The organism is Streptomyces sp. NPDC047880, assembly GCF_040706515.1.
Lineage (GTDB): Bacteria > Actinomycetota > Actinomycetes > Streptomycetales > Streptomycetaceae > Streptomyces.
This window is the reverse complement of record NZ_JBEZOK010000017.1, coordinates 159123-174666: the sequence shown is the minus strand read 5'-3', so window position 1 is coordinate 174666 and position 15544 is coordinate 159123. Positions and strand designations below refer to the sequence as shown.

Annotated in this window: 14 protein-coding genes and 1 pseudogene; 8 read left to right on the top strand and 7 right to left on the bottom strand. The window is 72.4% G+C overall.

From position 1 onward, the window contains the following. Positions 1–39: 39 nt before the first annotated feature. From AB0937_RS24835 to AB0937_RS24825, 3 genes are read right to left on the bottom strand one after another with little or no spacing between them, the layout of a single operon-like run. The gene (locus AB0937_RS24835; protein ID WP_366714376.1) at positions 40–804 is read right to left on the bottom strand and encodes an SDR family NAD(P)-dependent oxidoreductase; all 765 of its coding nucleotides are present in this window, start codon (positions 802–804) and stop codon (positions 40–42) included. Positions 805–837: 33 nt separating this feature from the next. Continuing rightward, positions 838–1659 (bottom strand): DNA-formamidopyrimidine glycosylase family protein, encoded by an 822-nt coding sequence (locus tag AB0937_RS24830; protein WP_366714375.1) that lies wholly within the window; start codon positions 1657–1659, stop codon positions 838–840. Between the two features lie 59 nt (positions 1660–1718). Then, the gene (locus tag AB0937_RS24825; RefSeq protein ID WP_366714374.1) at positions 1719–6659 is read right to left on the bottom strand and encodes an ATP-dependent helicase; all 4941 of its coding nucleotides are present in this window, start codon (positions 6657–6659) and stop codon (positions 1719–1721) included. A gap of 251 nt (positions 6660–6910) precedes the next feature. On the opposite strand from AB0937_RS24825, the pseudogene AB0937_RS24820 reads away from it, so the two are divergent. The 3 genes and pseudogenes from AB0937_RS24820 to AB0937_RS24810 all read left to right on the top strand — a co-directional run bounded on the left by AB0937_RS24820 (position 6911) and on the right by AB0937_RS24810 (position 8794). After that, positions 6911–7884: pseudogene (locus AB0937_RS24820) on the top strand (AraC family transcriptional regulator). Further along, positions 7797–8486 carry an AzlC family ABC transporter permease gene (locus AB0937_RS24815; RefSeq protein WP_366714391.1) on the top strand — a complete coding sequence of 230 codons (690 nt, stop codon included), beginning with the start codon at positions 7797–7799 and terminating at the stop codon, positions 8484–8486. The pseudogene AB0937_RS24820 and the gene AB0937_RS24815 overlap by 88 nt, the downstream one beginning before the upstream one ends. Next, on the top strand, positions 8483–8794 hold the full coding sequence (locus AB0937_RS24810) for an AzlD domain-containing protein (protein ID WP_366714373.1): 312 nt from the start codon (positions 8483–8485) through the stop codon (positions 8792–8794). The genes AB0937_RS24815 and AB0937_RS24810 overlap by 4 nt, the downstream gene beginning before the upstream one ends. On the opposite strand, the gene AB0937_RS24805 is transcribed toward AB0937_RS24810, so the two are convergent. Further along, complete coding sequence (locus AB0937_RS24805) at positions 8795–9739, bottom strand: hypothetical protein (protein WP_366714372.1); 945 nt, start codon at positions 9737–9739, stop codon at positions 8795–8797. It abuts the gene before it with no gap. A gap of 80 nt (positions 9740–9819) precedes the next feature. On the opposite strand from AB0937_RS24805, the gene AB0937_RS24800 reads away from it, so the two are divergent. From AB0937_RS24800 to AB0937_RS24780, 5 genes are all read left to right on the top strand, one after another. Further along, positions 9820–10014 carry a DUF3046 domain-containing protein gene (locus tag AB0937_RS24800; RefSeq protein ID WP_366714371.1) on the top strand — a complete coding sequence of 65 codons (195 nt, stop codon included), beginning with the start codon at positions 9820–9822 and terminating at the stop codon, positions 10012–10014. 181 nt (positions 10015–10195) lie between these two features. Then, on the top strand, positions 10196–11461 hold the full coding sequence (locus AB0937_RS24795; RefSeq protein ID WP_366714370.1) for an AI-2E family transporter: 1266 nt from the start codon (positions 10196–10198) through the stop codon (positions 11459–11461). Between the two features lie 330 nt (positions 11462–11791). Next, positions 11792–12910, top strand: coding sequence for a recombinase RecA (gene recA / locus AB0937_RS24790; RefSeq protein ID WP_366714369.1), 1119 nt, complete (start codon positions 11792–11794; stop codon positions 12908–12910). Positions 12911–12913: 3 nt separating this feature from the next. Further along, on the top strand, positions 12914–13732 hold the full coding sequence (gene recX / locus AB0937_RS24785; RefSeq protein WP_366714368.1) for a recombination regulator RecX: 819 nt from the start codon (positions 12914–12916) through the stop codon (positions 13730–13732). A gap of 155 nt (positions 13733–13887) precedes the next feature. Beyond that, positions 13888–14328 carry a GNAT family N-acetyltransferase gene (locus tag AB0937_RS24780; protein WP_366714367.1) on the top strand — a complete coding sequence of 147 codons (441 nt, stop codon included), beginning with the start codon at positions 13888–13890 and terminating at the stop codon, positions 14326–14328. Between the two features lie 12 nt (positions 14329–14340). On the opposite strand, the gene AB0937_RS24775 is transcribed toward AB0937_RS24780, so the two are convergent. From AB0937_RS24775 to AB0937_RS24765, 3 genes are all read right to left on the bottom strand, one after another. Next, positions 14341–14760, bottom strand: a complete 420-nt coding sequence (locus tag AB0937_RS24775; RefSeq protein WP_366714366.1) for a rhodanese-like domain-containing protein — start codon at positions 14758–14760, stop codon at positions 14341–14343. Then, a complete protein-coding gene (locus tag AB0937_RS24770) occupies positions 14757–15302 on the bottom strand; it encodes a cysteine dioxygenase (RefSeq protein ID WP_366714365.1) in 546 nt (181 codons plus the stop codon). Before AB0937_RS24770 ends, AB0937_RS24775 begins: the two co-directional genes overlap by 4 nt. 96 nt (positions 15303–15398) lie before the next feature. Then, positions 15399–15470, bottom strand: coding sequence for a putative leader peptide (locus tag AB0937_RS24765; RefSeq protein ID WP_310851512.1), 72 nt, complete (start codon positions 15468–15470; stop codon positions 15399–15401). Positions 15471–15544: the final 74 nt, after the last annotated feature.

The window sequence follows — 15544 nt, the reverse complement described above, 5'->3', positions numbered from 1 at the left end:
TGGTTCGGGGTGGCGGGGGCAGTGGTGGCAGTGCTTCCGTCACCACGGCATGGCCACGCCCCCGTTCGGGCGGAGGATCTGGCCCGTGGTGAAGGCCGAGGCGTCGGAGGCCAGGTGGAGAACCGCATGGGCGATGTCCTCGGGTTCGCCCACACGGCCCAGGGGTGACATGCGCGCCATGACGGACTCCGTGTGCGCCTGGGACGCGCTGTCCTGGCGGTCGGTCATGGGGGTGCGGATCCAGCCCGGGGCGACGGCGTTGACGCGGATGCCGTGCCGGCCCAGCTCCGTGGCCAGGGTCTTCGTCAGCTGGACCACCGCCGCCTTGGCCGCGCCGTAGCAGAGCAGCCCGGGGCCGCCCGTGTCGACGGCGCCCGAGGCCATGGTGACGACGCTGCCGCGGATGCCCTGGGCGATCATCAGGCGGGCCGCTTCCTGGCAGGCGTACAGGACGCCCTTGAAGTTGACGTTCAGTACCCGGTCGAGGTCCTCGTCCCGCGTCTCCAGCACGGGGCTGCTGTGCATGATCCCGGCGACCGCGGCCAGGGCGTCTATGCGCTCGCACGAGGTGAGGGCCTGTTTCAGCCGGTGCCGGTCGGTGACGTCGAGCGTGTGGGTGTGGGCGGTGCCGCCGCTGTCCCCGATCAGGACCGCCGTCTCGTGCAAGCCCTCGGTGTCACGGTCGGCGCAGTGCACCGTCGCGCCCGCCTCGGCGAACAGGAGAGCACAAGCGCGGCCGATGCCGCTCGCCGCGCCGGTGACGAACACCGTGCGGCCGGTGAGGTCGTACGCCGTGACGGGCATACAGGGGACCGTACGAGGTTTTCTGACGGGTCGTCAATTGGTGCGGCCGCGCCGGGTCGGGGCCGGGGCGGGACCCGGCTGGCAGGTGGGACACCAGTAGGTGGGGCGTTCGCGGGAGCCGTCGCCCTGGTCGGCGACGCGGATCGAGGTGCGGCAGCGGAGGCAGGGGCGCGGAGCGCGGCCGTAGACGAAGAGGTCCTGGCCGCGGCGGCCCGTCGTGCTGCGGATCGGGCGGTCGCGGTTGGCCTCCAGCAACCTCTTGGCGAGGGCGGGCAGCTTCGCGGCGCGGTCCGGGGGCAGGTCACCGGCCGGGAGCCAGGGGGTGACGCCGAGCAGGAAGCAGAGTTCGCTCTTGTAGACATTGCCGATGCCGGCGAGGTTGCGCTGGTCGAGCAGGGCCTCGCCGAGTTCCCGGGCGGGGTCCTTCAGGACGTTGGCCAGGGCCCGGTCGGGGTCCCAGTCCGGGCCCAGGAGGTCGGGGCCGAGATGACCGACCGCGTGCTGCTCGTCGGCCGTGCGCAGAAGCTCCAGCACGGGGATGCGGTAGCCGACGGCCGTGCGGTCGGTGTTGCCGAGGATCGCGCGGATCTGGTGGCCGGGGCCGCCGCTCCAGCGCTGGCCGTGCCCGTACACCTTCCAGGAGCCGTCCATCCGCAGGTGCGAGTGGAGGGTGAGGCCGCCCTCGATGCGGGTGAGGAGGTGTTTGCCGCACGCAGTGACGTCGAGGACGGCACGGCCCGTGAGATCGGCGGTGGCGAAGCGGGGCACCCTCAGGTCGCTGCGGGTCAGGACCTTGCCCGCGAGGGCGTCGTCCAACCGTTTCGCGGCCTGCCAGACCGTGTCACCTTCGGGCATGGGTCAAGGGTGACACGAAGGCCGCACGCCGGGCCGGTACGGCTGCGGGCGGCCGGCCGTCACGCGCGCAGGCGCAGCCCTCGGGGCGTCGCGATGAAGCCCGCTCCTTCCAGGAGGCTGCCGATGGGGGAGGTCAGGGCCTGGGCGCCGTTGACGCGCTCCACCGTCACCGTGCCGAGCGAACCCGCGCGGGCTGCAGCGGCGAGGGCTTCGGCGGCGCTGTGCAGCCGGGGGTCGTCGGCGGGATCGCCGTCCGGGTCCGTGGGCCAGGCCAGCAGGGTTTTGCCGCCGCGCTCCATGTAGAGCGTCAGCTCGCCGTCGACCAGGACCACCAGGGAGCCCGCTTTGCGACCCGGCTTGTGCCCCGCGCCGGTCGGAGGCTCGGGCCAGGTCAGCGCGGCGCCGTACGCGTTCGCCGGGTCGGCGGCCGCGAGCACGACGGCCCGGGAGGCTCTGTCGGGGCGGGTACGACGGCCCGGGAACCCCCGGTCGTACGCTGCGCGGCCACCGTTCTGCCAGGCCGGCGCGGGCTGTGGGGGGTGGTCACGGGGCGACACCCACTCACCCGGGGACGGCCTTGGGGGCTCGTAGGAGGGGTCCAGGCCGGGAAAACCGTCGGGGCCGGGGCCGGGGCCGTCGATGTGCCCGTGGGAGGGGGCGGCGTCGTCGTCCGGGCCGGCGAAGTCATGGGCGGGGAAGTCATGGGCGGGAAACGGGTCGGGGGCGGAGCCGGGAGGCAGGCCGGGCAGGTCCTCTCCGCGGTCGCGGGCGTTGGACACCGCGCGCAGGCGGTCCACCGCGCCGTCCATCGCGAACTGCGCGGCGCCCAGGCCCTCCACCACATAGCCGCGGCGGGCCTGGCCGCTCTCCTCGAAGACGGACAGGACGCGGTACGTCGCCGAGAAGCCGCCCTCCACACCCTCCGCCGAGACCGCGCCCCTGGTGACCACGCCGTGCCGGTCGAGGAGGGTACGGGCGAGCGCGTGGGCCCGCACCGTGGGGTCGGGTTCGTGGGCCGGGAGCAACGACCAGCGGCCGGCGACCGTCGGCGGGCCGGAGCGGGACGAGGAGCGGGCCGCGGCCGTCAGGGAGCCGTAGCGGCCGCGCGGGACGGAGCGCTTGGCGCGGTGGGCCGTGGAGCCGGCGGTGCGGCCCGAGCCGAGCAGGGAGCGCATCGGGGTGAGCGTGTCGTTCGTCAGACGGCCGGACCAGGCCAGGTCCCAGAGAGCGTCGGCCAGTTGCGGATCCCCCGCCTCGGGATGCGTGGTGGCGCGGACCTGGTCGGCGATCTGGCGGAAGAACAGGCCGTAGCCGCCGGAGAGGGTGTCCAGCACGGACTGGTGCAGGGCGGTCAGCTCCAGGGGGTGCGGGGGAGGCAGGAGCAGGGGGGCCGCGTCCGCCAGGTACAGGGAGACCCAGCCGTCCTTGCCGGGGAGGGAGCCCGCCCCGGCCCAGACCACCTCTCCGGCGGCGGTCAGCTCGTCCAGCATGGCCGGGGTGTAGTTCACGACCCGGGAGGGCAGCACCAGCTTCTCCAGCGCGGAGGCCGGCACGGACGCGCCCTGGAGCTGCTCGATGGCCCGGACCAGCCCGTCGATGCCGCGCAGGGAGTGGCCCTTGCCGATGTGCTGCCACTGGGGGAGGAACTGGGCGAGCGCGGCCGGCGGCACCGGCTCCAGTTCGTGCCGCAGGGCGGCCAGGGAGCGGCGGCGGAGTCGGCGTAGCACGGCGGCGTCGCACCACTCCTGGCCGATCCCGGCCGGGTGGAACTCGCCCTGGACGACCCGGCCCGCCGCGGCGAGCCGCTGGAGGGCGCCCTCGGTGACGGCTACGCCCAGTCCGAAGCGCGCGGCGGCCGTGGCCGAGGTGAACGGGCCGTGGGTGCGGGCGTAGCGCGCGAGGAGGTCGCCGAGCGGATCCTTGACGGGCTCGGTGAAGGCTTCCGGGACGCCGACCGGCAGAGCCGTACCCAGCGCGTCGCGCAGGCGGCCCGCGTCCTCGATCGCCGCCCAGTGGTCCGCTCCCGCGACACGCACCCGGATGGCACGGCGGGCACCGGCGAGTTCCTGCGCCCACTGCGGCTCGGCGCCCCGCTCGGCGAGCTCCGCGTCCGTGAGCGGGCCGAGCACGCGCAGCAGGTCCGCGACCCCTTCGGCGTCCTTGACACGGCGGTCCTCCGTGAGCCACTGGAGCTCCCGCTCCAGCTCGGTCAGCACCTCCGCGTCGAGCAGTTCGCGCAGCTCCGCCTGGCCCAGCAGCTCGGCCAGCAGCCGCGAGTCCAGGGACAGGGCGGCGGCGCGGCGCTCGGCCAGCGGGGAGTCACCCTCGTACAGGAACTGGGCGACGTAGCCGAAGAGCAGGGAGCGCGCGAAGGGCGACGGTTCCGCGGTGGTGACCTCGACGAGGCGCACCTTGCGGGACTCCAGATCGCCCATCAGCTCGACGAGACCGGGCACGTCGAAGACGTCCTGGAGGCACTCGCGGACCGCCTCCAGAACGATCGGGAAGGAGCCGAACTCGCTCGCCACCTGCAGCAGCTGCGAGGCGCGCTGCCGCTGCTGCCACAGCGGGGTGCGCTTGCCCGGGTTGCGGCGCGGCAGCAGCAGCGCACGGGCGGCGCACTCGCGGAAACGGGAGGCGAACAGGGCCGAGCTGCCCACCTGGTCGGTGACGACCTGGTCGACCTCCCCCTTGTCGAAGACGACGTCGGCGGCGCCCACGGGGGCCTGCTCGGCGTCGTACTCCCGGCCCGTCGTCACCGGCCCCTGGTCCAGCAGGTCCAGTCCCATCAGGTCCGCGTCCGGCAGCCGCAGCACGATGCCGTCGTCGGCGTGCATGACCTGCGCGTCCATGCCGTACCGCTCGGACAGCTTGGCGCCCAGCGCCAGCGCCCAGGGCGCGTGCACCTGGGCGCCGAAGGGGGAGTGCACGACCACGCGCCAGTCGCCGAGCTCGTCGCGGAAGCGCTCCACGACGATCGTCCGGTCGTCCGGGACGTGACCGCATGCCTCGCGCTGCTCGCGCAGGTACGACAGCACGTTGTCCGCCGCCCACGCGTCCAGCCCGGCGGCGAGGAGACGCAGGCGGGCGTCGTCCTCGGGCAGAGAGCCGACCTCGCGCAGGAACGCGCCCACCGCCCGGCCCAGTTCCAGCGGACGGCCCAGCTGGTCGCCCTTCCAGAAGGGCAGCCGGCCCGGCACCCCCGGGGCAGGGGAGACCAGGACACGGTCGCGGGTGATGTCCTCGATGCGCCAGGAGCTGGTCCCGAGGGTGAAGACGTCGCCGACGCGGGACTCGTAGACCATCTCCTCGTCGAGCTCGCCGACCCGGCCGCCGCCCTTCTTGGGATCGGCGCCCGCGAGGAAGACGCCGAAGAGACCGCGGTCGGGGATCGTGCCGCCCGAGGTGACGGCGAGCCGCTGCGCGCCCGGGCGGCCGGTGATCTCGCCGGTGACCCGGTCCCACACCACGCGCGGACGCAGCTCCGCGAACGCGTCGGACGGATAGCGGCCCGCCAGCATGTCGAGGACCGCCGTGAAGGCCGACTCGGGAAGCGAGGCGAAGGGAGCGGCCCGGCGGACCGCGGCGAGGAGATCGTCGAACTGCCAGGTGTCCAGGGCCGTCATGGCGACGACCTGCTGGGCCAGGACGTCCAGCGGGTTGGCCGGCACCTTGAGGGACTCGATCGAGCCGGTGCGCATGCGCTCGGTGACCACCGCCGCCTGCACCAGGTCGCCCCGGTACTTCGGGAACACCACGCCGGTGGAGACCGCGCCCACCTGGTGCCCGGCCCGGCCGACCCGTTGCAGTCCGGAGGCGACGGAGGGTGGCGACTCCACCTGCACGACCAGGTCCACCGCGCCCATGTCGATACCCAGTTCCAGACTGGACGTGGCCACGACAGCGGGCAGGCGGCCCGCCTTGAGGTCCTCCTCGACCAGGGCGCGCTGTTCCTTGGACACCGAGCCGTGGTGGGCGCGGGCGATGACCTGGGGGGCACCCTGGGCCGCCCCCGAGCCGCCCATGAGCTCGGCGGGGGAGTGATGCTCGTCGAGGGGCTCGCCCGTGGCCCGTTCGTACGCGATCTCGTTCAGGCGGTTGCAGAGGCGCTCCGCCAGGCGGCGGGAGTTCGCGAAGACGATCGTGGAGCGGTGCGACTGGACGAGGTCGGCGATCCGCTCCTCCACGTGCGGCCAGATGGACGGGCGCTCGGCGCCCTCCTGACCGTCGGCGACCGGGGAACCGCCCAGCTCACCCAGATCCTCCACCGGGACGACCACGGACAGGTCGAACTCCTTGCCCGACTCCGGCTGGACGATCTCCACCTTGCGGCGGGGCGACAGGAAACGGGCCACCTCGTCCACCGGGCGGACCGTCGCGGACAGGCCGATGCGGCGGGCGGGCTTCGGAAGAAGGTCGTCCAGCCGCTCCAGCGAGAGCGCGAGGTGGGCGCCACGCTTGGTGCCGGCGACCGCGTGCACCTCGTCGAGGATCACGGTCTCCACGCCCGCCAGCGCGTCACGCGTGGCGGACGTCAGCATCAGGAACAGCGATTCCGGCGTCGTGATCAGGATGTCCGGCGGGCGGGTCGACAGGGCACGGCGCTCGGCGGCGGGGGTGTCGCCCGATCGGATGCCCACCTTGACCTCGGGCTCGGGCAGGCCGAGACGCACGGACTCATGACGGATCCCGGTCAACGGGCTGCGCAGGTTGCGCTCGACGTCCACCGCCAAGGCCTTCAGCGGGGAGACGTACAGGACGCGGCAGCGCTTCTTCGGGTCGGCGGTGGGAGGCGTCGAGGCCAGCTGGTCCAGAGCGGCCAGGAAGGCCGCCAGGGTCTTTCCGGAGCCGGTGGGGGCGACGACCAGCACGTCCGAACCCTCACGGATGGCCTGCCACGCACCGGCCTGGGCCGTGGTGGGCGCGGAGAAGGCACCCGTGAACCAGGCGCGGGTCGCGGGGGAGAAGCCGTCCAGGGGCCGGTGCGCATTGCTGGGCATGCGTCCATCGTGCACCTCGGCACTGACAACGGGGCCTCACCGCCCCCGCTGCCTGCGGTCTCGCCCCTGGGGAGGCCGTCGGCAGGCTCCCGGGGTGCGGGCCGTGGCCTACTGCCGAGGGTGAGCCGGCTTTCCGGGGGTAGCCAGGCTTCCCGGGGTAGCCAGGCCTCCCGGGGTGGGCCGGGTTTCCGGGGTGCGCCGGGCTGTCGGGGTGCGCCGGGTGATTGTCCGCGGCCGGGGACAATGGTCATATGAACGAGCGCGCACGGCACTGGCAGTACGACGAGCTGCCCGGGGTCGATCTGCTGCGGGCCCGCTACGTGCGCAAGACGTTCGTCCGGCACACGCACGAGAACTTCGTGATCGCCGCCATCGCCGACGGGGTCGAGGTGTTCCACCATCCCGGAGGCGACCAGTACGCGGGAGCGGGGGCTCTCGCACTGGTGAATCCCGATACGCCGCACACCGGGCGGGCCGGGGTGCCCGAAGGGTGGCGGTACGGCGCCGTGTACCCGCCGGCCGACGTCGTGGCCGAGATCGCGGCCGAGACGACCGGGCTGCGCGGAACACCGGCGTTCGTCAGTCCGGTGGTCGACGACCCCTACGCCGCGAGGCTGGTGCACCAGGTGCTGCGGGCCGCCGACGAGGGCAACGCCCTGGCCGCGGACACCCTGCTGCGGACCGCCGTGACCCGGCTGCTGCGGCTGAACGGCGGGCCCATGCCGCCGCGGGAGGTCCGCACGGCGGGCGCCCGCATCGCGGCACGCGCGCGTGACGTGCTGGAGGAGCGGATGGCGCGCCCGCCGACCCTGGAGAGGCTGGCGGCCGGTCTGGGGACCAGCCCCTTCGCCCTGCTCCGGGCCTTCCGGGACACCTACGGGATGCCACCGCACGCCTGGCTCACGGACGCGCGGGTACGACGGGCCCGGCGGCTGCTGGACGCGGGTACGACGCCCTCCGAGGTGGCCGTGGCCGTCGGGTTCACCGACCAGCCGCACCTCAACCGGCACTTCAGCCGGATGGTCGGCGTGCCTCCGGGGGCGTACCAGAGGGAGCGCAAGAACGTACAAGACCTCCGGTGCCGCTGCCCGTAGCGTCCGGGGCGTGGCAGATCGGACAGTTCTCGAAGACGCAGACATCGGTGGGAAGACGGACCGGGCGGTCGTACGCGACGCCCTCGGGGTCGGCGTGGCCGTCGGGCTGTCCGGCTTCGCCTTCGGAGTGACGTCGGCCGGTGGCGGACTCACGCTGCTCCAGACGTGCGCGCTCAGTCTTCTGGTCTTCACCGGGGCGTCCCAGTTCGCCCTCGTGGGGGCCCTCGCAGCCGGGGGCAGCCCCTTCACGGCGGCCGCCGGCGCCTTCTTCCTGGGCGTGCGCAACGCCTTCTACGGCCTGCGTCTGTCGCAGCTGCTGGCCCTCCCGCGCGCGGTGCGGCCGTTCGCCGCCCAGTGGGTGATCGACGAGACGACGGCCGTCGCGCTCGCCCAGCCCACCCGGCGCGCGGGACGGCTCGGGTTCGTCGTGACCGGGCTGACCCTCTACGCCCTGTGGAACCTCACCACGCTGCTCGGCGCCCTGGGCGCGGAGGCCATCGGGGACACCGACGCGTGGGGCCTGGACGCCGCCGGGCCGGCGGTGTTCCTGGCGCTGCTCGCGCCGATGCTGAAGTCCGGCACCGAGCGGGCCGTCGCCGGGCTCGCCGTGCTGCTGGGGCTCGGACTGCTGCCGGTGCTGCCCGCCGGTGTGCCGGTGCTGCTGGCCGCGCTGGCGGCGCCGGTCGTGCTGTGGGCGGACGGCCGACGCAAGGGGCAGGGGGACGCGCGGTGAACGTCTGGATCGCGATCGGGGTGACCTTCCTCGGGTGCTACGCCGTCAAGCTGGCCGGCCTCCTCGTGCCCGCGGAGACCTTGGAACGGCCCCTCGTCAAGCGTCTCGCCGCCCTGCTGCCCGTCGCGTTGCTGGCGGCCCTCACCGCCCAGCAGACCTTCGCCGACGGGCAGACGCTGGTGCTGGACGCGCGAGCCGCCGGCCTCGCCGCCGCTGCCGTGGCGTTGCTCCTGCGTGCCCCGTTCCTCCTCGTCGTCGCCGCGGCCGTCCTGGTGACCGCGGCGACGCGGGCAGTGGGAGCGGGATGATCAGTCGACGGCCCTGCCGTACGCGCTGAGCACGCGCAGGGCCTCGATCGTCACGAGCGGACGTGCCTCCAGCGCGGGGGCGGGGGCCCAGCGGCGCCACCGGACGGGCCAGCCGCCGTCCTCCTGTTGCTGTGCCGCGAGGTGGTCCAGGGACCGGGCCATCTCGTCGTCCGTGAACCACGCGCGCGCGAGGGAGCGCGGTGTCCGCGCGAAGTCGTACGGGAAGTGGTGCTCACCCGGGGCGTAGCCAGGAGATACCGGGTAGGCGTCCAGGTCGTCGGGGTCCAGGGCCGCGAGGCGGTGTGCCCGGACCAGGCGGCCGAGCCGGCCGGCGGCCGCCTCCGCGCGCGGGCGGTCCGGGGCGGAGTCCAGGAAGGCCACGGCGGCTTCGACCTCGTACGGATGCGACATCTCCAGGGACTCGACCGCCTGCCAGCAGAAGTCCGTGGCCCTGAACAGCCAGGCGTGCCAGACCTCGTTGCGGTGCAGCAGGCCCACCACCGGCCCGGTGGCCAACAGGGCGCTGGGCGGGTCGTCCACGACCGTCACGAAGGGGGCCGTGGGGTAGTCGCGCTGGCTGGGGTGGATCGCCGGGAGGGCGCCGTCCGCGGTGGAGACGGACGTCAGGTAACGGCACATCCGCTCCACCCGCTGTCCGGCGCAGCGTCCGACGGTGTCGAGTACGGCCAGCGCGTGCGCGGTGTGCAGCGGCTGGCTGACCGGGCCGCGCAGATCGGGCTCCAGCGCGTGACCGTACCCGCCGTCCTCGTTGCGGTAGGCGTCCAGGGCGGTCTCCACGGGATCGGCGGCGGCACCCCGGAAGTGGTGGGCGAAGCGGCGCTGCTCGAGCACGCGCGCGGTGAGCCAGACGAAACGCTCCGCGCGCGCGAGGGGGCTGTGCGGCGCGGGCGTCGGGGGAAGTTCGGTAGCTCCTGTTTCGGCCATGGGTCAGACCGTAGGGCGCGAAGCGGCACCGGCAGGCGGTCCCGGCCAAGGCCCACCCCCAGGGGCGGGATACTGGAGTCATGCGGTTGACGGTCTTCTGGCAGCGGATGGCGGAGCACTTCGGTCCTGGTTACGCCGAAACCTTCGCGCGCGATCACGTGATGTCCCAACTCGGTGGGCGCACGGTGCACGAGGCGCTTGCCGCCGGCTGGGACGCCAAGGAGGTCTGGCAGGTGGTCTGCTCGGTGATGGACGTGCCTCGGGAGAGGCGCTGACGGTCGCCGGTGGGAGCTGACCCCAGGGGCCATCGCAGGGGTGGGCGTGAGCCCGGGTGCGGGGCCCGTTGGCCTTGCCGACCAGCGGCCGGACCGGGCTGCCGGTCGGCGATGTCGCTGACCGGTCACGAAGATCGCAGCCGGGCAGACGGCTGTCGGTGGCGTGGGCGAGACTTGGACCGTGGCACCCACTGACGAGACCGGGCAGGCAGCCCAGCAGTCCTCCGCTTCCGGCCCGATGCCGCCTGCCCCGCCCCCGTCGGCCGGGGCCGGGGCGAACGGCCGTATGCCGCGCTGGCTGCCCCGCGCCATGGTGCTCGCGCTCGCCCTCGTCGCGGCGTTCCAGCTGGGCAGCTGGGCCTTCCACCAGCTCACCAGTCTGCTGGTCAACATCCTCATCGCGTTCTTCCTGGCGCTCGCCATAGAGCCCGCCGTGAGCTGGATGGCCTCCCGCGGCATGCGCAGGGGTCTCGCCACGTTCATCGTCTTCATCGGCGTGATGATCGTGTCGGCAGGCTTCGTCACCCTGCTCGGTTCCGTCCTCGCGGACCAGATCATCAAGCTGATCGAGGGCTTCCCCGAGTACCTCGACTCCGTCATCAACTGGATCAACACGCACTTCAAGACCGACCTGAAGCGCGTCGACATCCAGGAGGGCCTGCTCCGCTCCGACTGGCTGCGCAACTACGTCCAGAACAGCGCCACAGGCGTCCTGGACGTGTCCGCCCAGGTCATCGGCGGCCTCTTCCAGCTGCTCACCATCGCCCTGTTCTCGTTCTACTTCGCCGCGGACGGCCCGCGACTGCGCCGTGCGATCTGCTCGGTCCTGCCGCCCGCCCGCCAGGCGGAGGCGCTGCGCGCATGGGAGATCGCCGTGAACAAGACCGGCGGTTACATCTACTCCCGCGGCCTGATGGCGTTGATCTCCGGCGTGGCGCACTTCGTCCTGCTCCAGGCCCTGGACGTGCCCTACGCGCCCGTGCTCGCCGTGTGGGTGGGGCTGGTGTCGCAGTTCATCCCCACCATCGGCACCTACCTGGCGGGCGCCCTGCCGATGCTGATCGCCTTCACGGTCGACCCCTGGTACGCGCTGTGGGTACTGATCTTCGTCGTGATCTACCAGCAGTTCGAGAACTACGTGCTGCAACCCAAGCTGACCTCCAAGACCGTCGACATCCACCCCGCCGTCGCCTTCGGTTCGGTCATCGCCGGCACCGCCCTCCTCGGCGCCGTCGGCGCGCTGATCGCCATCCCCGCCATCGCCACGCTCCAGGCCTTCCTCGGGGCGTACGTGAAGCGCTACGACGTCACGGACGACCCCCGGGTGCACGGCCACCGGCGACGGGGCGAGGGACCGGGCCTGCTCGCGCGGGCGAAGGGACTGTGGGAGCGACGCCGCGAGCCCGAGCGGCATGAGAACCGGGGGCCCGGGCAGAACTCCTCCTGACCCCGTCGCCCCCGAGCCGATCTCATCGCCCGCGATCGGATCTCGTGCCGGTGATCTGGTCTCGTACCGGCGATTCGGTCGCTTCGCCGGTGACCGAGCGGCAGCCCGGCCCGGTTCCGGATGTGCCGCGTGGTGCGCTTGACACTGAAATCGAACATCCATTCTCATGGAGGTACCGGCGGGGCTTCAACGAAGGGCATTTCGACGTACTTTGGGTAGAGAAATGCCCGAGTTATCCACAGGCCGGACGTGCGTCGGGGCGCGTTGTCAGTGGCAGGCGTTAGCGTCTTTGACGTGAAGCGATCGACTCAAGCAAATCGGGTGGAACCCATGGCAGGAACCGACCGCGAGAAGGCCCTGGATGCCGCGCTCGCACAGATTGAACGGCAATTCGGCAAGGGCGCGGTCATGCGCATGGGCGACCGGACCCAGGAGCCCATCGAGGTCATCTCGACCGGATCCACCGCCCTGGACGTGGCCCTGGGCGTGGGCGGCCTGCCCCGCGGCCGTGTCGTCGAGATCTACGGGCCGGAGTCCTCCGGTAAGACCACCCTGACCCTGCACGCGGTGGCGAACGCACAGAAGGCCGGAGGCCAGGTCGCCTTCGTCGACGCGGAGCACGCACTCGACCCCGAGTACGCGAAGAAGCTCGGCGTCGACATCGACAACCTCATCCTCTCCCAGCCGGACAACGGCGAGCAGGCCCTGGAGATCGTGGACATGCTGGTCCGCTCCGGCGCCCTCGACCTCATCGTCATCGACTCCGTCGCCGCGCTCGTCCCGCGCGCGGAGATCGAGGGCGAGATGGGCGACAGTCACGTCGGTCTGCAGGCCCGTCTGATGAGCCAGGCCCTGCGGAAGATCACCAGCGCACTCAACCAGTCCAAGACCACCGCGATCTTCATCAACCAGCTCCGCGAGAAGATCGGCGTGATGTTCGGCTCGCCGGAGACCACGACCGGTGGCCGGGCGCTGAAGTTCTACGCCTCGGTGCGCATCGACATCCGCCGCATCGAGACCCTGAAGGACGGCACGGAGGCGGTCGGTAACCGTACCCGCTGCAAGGTCGTCAAGAACAAGGTCGCGCCGCCCTTCAAGCAGGCCGAGTTCGACATCCTCTACGGCCAGGGCATCAGCCGCGAGGGCGGTCTGATCGACATGGGCGTGGAGCACGGCTTCGTCCGCAAGGCCGGCGCCTGGTACACGTACGAGGGCGACCAGCTCGGCCAGGGCAAGGAGAACGCGCGCAACTTCCTGAAGGACAACCCCGACCTGGCCAACGAGATCGAGAAGAAGATCAAGGAGAAGCTGGGCGTCGGCGTGCGCCCCGAGGAGCCGGCCTCCGAGCCGGGCGCGGACGCCGCGGCCTCCGCACCGGCCGACGCGACGCCCGCCGTCCCGGCACCGGCCAAGACCGCCAAGTCCAAGGCCGCCGCAGCCAAGAGCTGACCCGTGACACGGCGAACCGACTGGGCGGAGTACGAGTACGCCGCCTCCGGTGCCCCACGGGGGAGGGGCACCGGAGGCGACACGGGCTCAGCCGTGGACGAGGCGGACGACCCGGGACACACCCCGCACGAGGGCGACCGGCTGTACGGAGACGGGGGCGACTCCGGACCGCACGGGAGCGGCCAACCCGGAGGCGGGCCGCGTGGCGGCGGGCCGGGCGGCAGGCGCGGTCGTCGTCGGCGAGGCTTCGGTGAGACGGCGGCCGGCCCCGAGGACGGAGGTGCCCTCTCCTCGTCGAGGGCCGAGCATGAGGCACCTTCGGGGGACCCGGTCGAGCGGGCTCGGGCGATCTGCCTGCGCCTGCTCACCGGGACCCCACGGACCCGAAAGCAACTCGCCGACGCCCTGCGCAAGCGGCAGATCCCCGACGACGCCGCCGAGGAGGTGCTCTCACGGTTCGAAGAGGTCGGCCTCGTCAACGACAGTGCCTTCGCGGACGCCTGGGTGGAGTCCCGCCACCATGGCAGGGGCCTCGCGCGGCGTGCGCTCGCCCGGGAACTGCGCACCAAGGGCGTCGACTCCGCGCTGATCGACGAGGCCGTCTCGCAGCTCGACTCCGAGCAGGAAGAGGAGACCGCGCGCGAGCTCGTCGCCCGCAAGCTCCGCTCCACGCGCGGGCTCGACCGCGACAAGCGCCTCCGCCGCCTCGCGGGCATGCTCGCCCGCAAGGGCTACTCCGAGGGCATGGCCCTGCGAGTGGTCCGGCAGGCCTTGGAGGAAGAGGGGGAGGACACGGAGTTCCTCGGAGACGAGGGGTTCTGAGGGGTGTCCTACTGATGTGATGGACGTAGCCGATCTGAGGGATGTATCTCTGCCCTGAGGTCCATGTCGCTGACAGGTTGAGTCCCGGCCCCAGAACTCAGCGGCCCGGGAATCAGAGGCGGCCGACCGCCAGTGCGTCTCCTAGGCTCGCCCTCATGAAGATCAATGTGCGGCCGGCGGATGAAGCGGACGTGTCGGCGCTGCTCGCTCTGTACAGCGAGTTGAACCCGGACGACGCACCATTGCCCCAGTCCTCCGCAGATGCCATCTGGGCAGCCATATCAAGGCAGCAGGGACGCACGATCCTGGTTGCTGCAGCCGCCGGCACCCTGGCCGGAACGGCGGACTGCATCGTCCTGCCCAACCTCACACGCGGAGGCAGGGCGATCCTGTTCGTGGAGAACGTCGTGGTGGCCGGCTCCTTCCAGCGGCGCGGTGTCGGCCGTCAGCTGATGGAGGCTGCTGTGCGGCTGGGTGAGTCGGAGGGCCGCTACAAGGTTCAACTCCTGGCAGCGGACGACGAGTACGTCCACACCTTCTACAAGGCATGCGGTTTCCGAGCACTCGCAGAGGGATTCCGCCGCTACCTCCCCTAGCAGCCCTCGCTCTCACACCACCGGCAACCCGGCCCTCCGCCAGGCCTGGAACCCTCCGGCCAGGTCCGTGGCGCGGTGCAGGCCCAGGTGGTGCAAGGACCGGGCCGCCAGACTGGAGGCGTAGCCCTCGTTGCAGATGACGACGATGCGCAGGGCGTGGCTGGTGGCCTCGGGGATGCGGTGGCTGCCCTGGGGGTCCAGGCGCCATTCCAGTTCATTGCGCTCGACGACCACGGCGCCGGGGATGAGGCCGTCCCGGTCGCGCAGGGCGGCGTAGCGGATGTCGACCAGGAGCGCGTCGCCGGCCCGGGCGGCGTCGTAGGCCTCCTGCGGTTCGATCCGCTCGTAGGACGCCCGGACGCGTTCCAGCAACTCGTCGACGCCGAGCGGTGGTTGGCTGCCGTGGCCCGTCGGCCCGGGTGCGGCGCTCACTGCCAGTCCTCCGGCCGTTCGACCTGCTCGAGTCGCAGGACCGGGCCGCTGCGGCTGTAGCGGCGGATCTGCGGCAGGGGCGGGTAGTAGGCGTGGACGGAGATCGCGTGCCGGTCGGGAGACTCGTTGAGCACCTCGTGGACGTGGTGCCGGCCGAAAGCGCGGCCCTGGCCGGCCCGCAGCCGGCGTTCCCGGTCCACGTCCTCGGTGAGTTCCAGGGTCTTCCAGCCGTCCGCGGGCAGCTGGGCGGCGAGCGAGTTCTCCTTGAGCTCGCCGGAAGCGGTCAGGAAGGCGCCGACCGAGTCGGCGTGGTCGTGCCAGCCGGTGCCCGTGCCGGGCGGCCAGCCGATCAGCCAGGCCTCGCTGCCGCCGGGTCCGTCCAGCCGCACCCATGTGCGGCCTTCCGGATCGAGCGGCAGGGAGTCGATCAGCTCGGTGTCGGCGGCGGTGCGCCGGACGAAGTCATAGAGGTCGGCCTGCGTGGGAGCCGGACCGGCGGAGACAGAGGGGAGCGCAGAAGGGGATGAAGGGGGTACAGACACGGGTGCCGTCCTGAAGGTCCTGAAGAGAGTTCGCGAGTGAGGCGCGGCGGCCGGCGGACAGAGCGCGGCGCGCGCACAGGAAAGAGGAATGCGAAATCAGCAGGACGGGCGACACACGCAGCCCGCATAGCGGAGAAGGTCCATATGGACCCTCCGCCACAGGCGCACACAGGTGTCGGTCACGCACCGGAGTACACCACGGCCGACCGGACGGGTCAACTCACTGTCACCATGCGGACGCA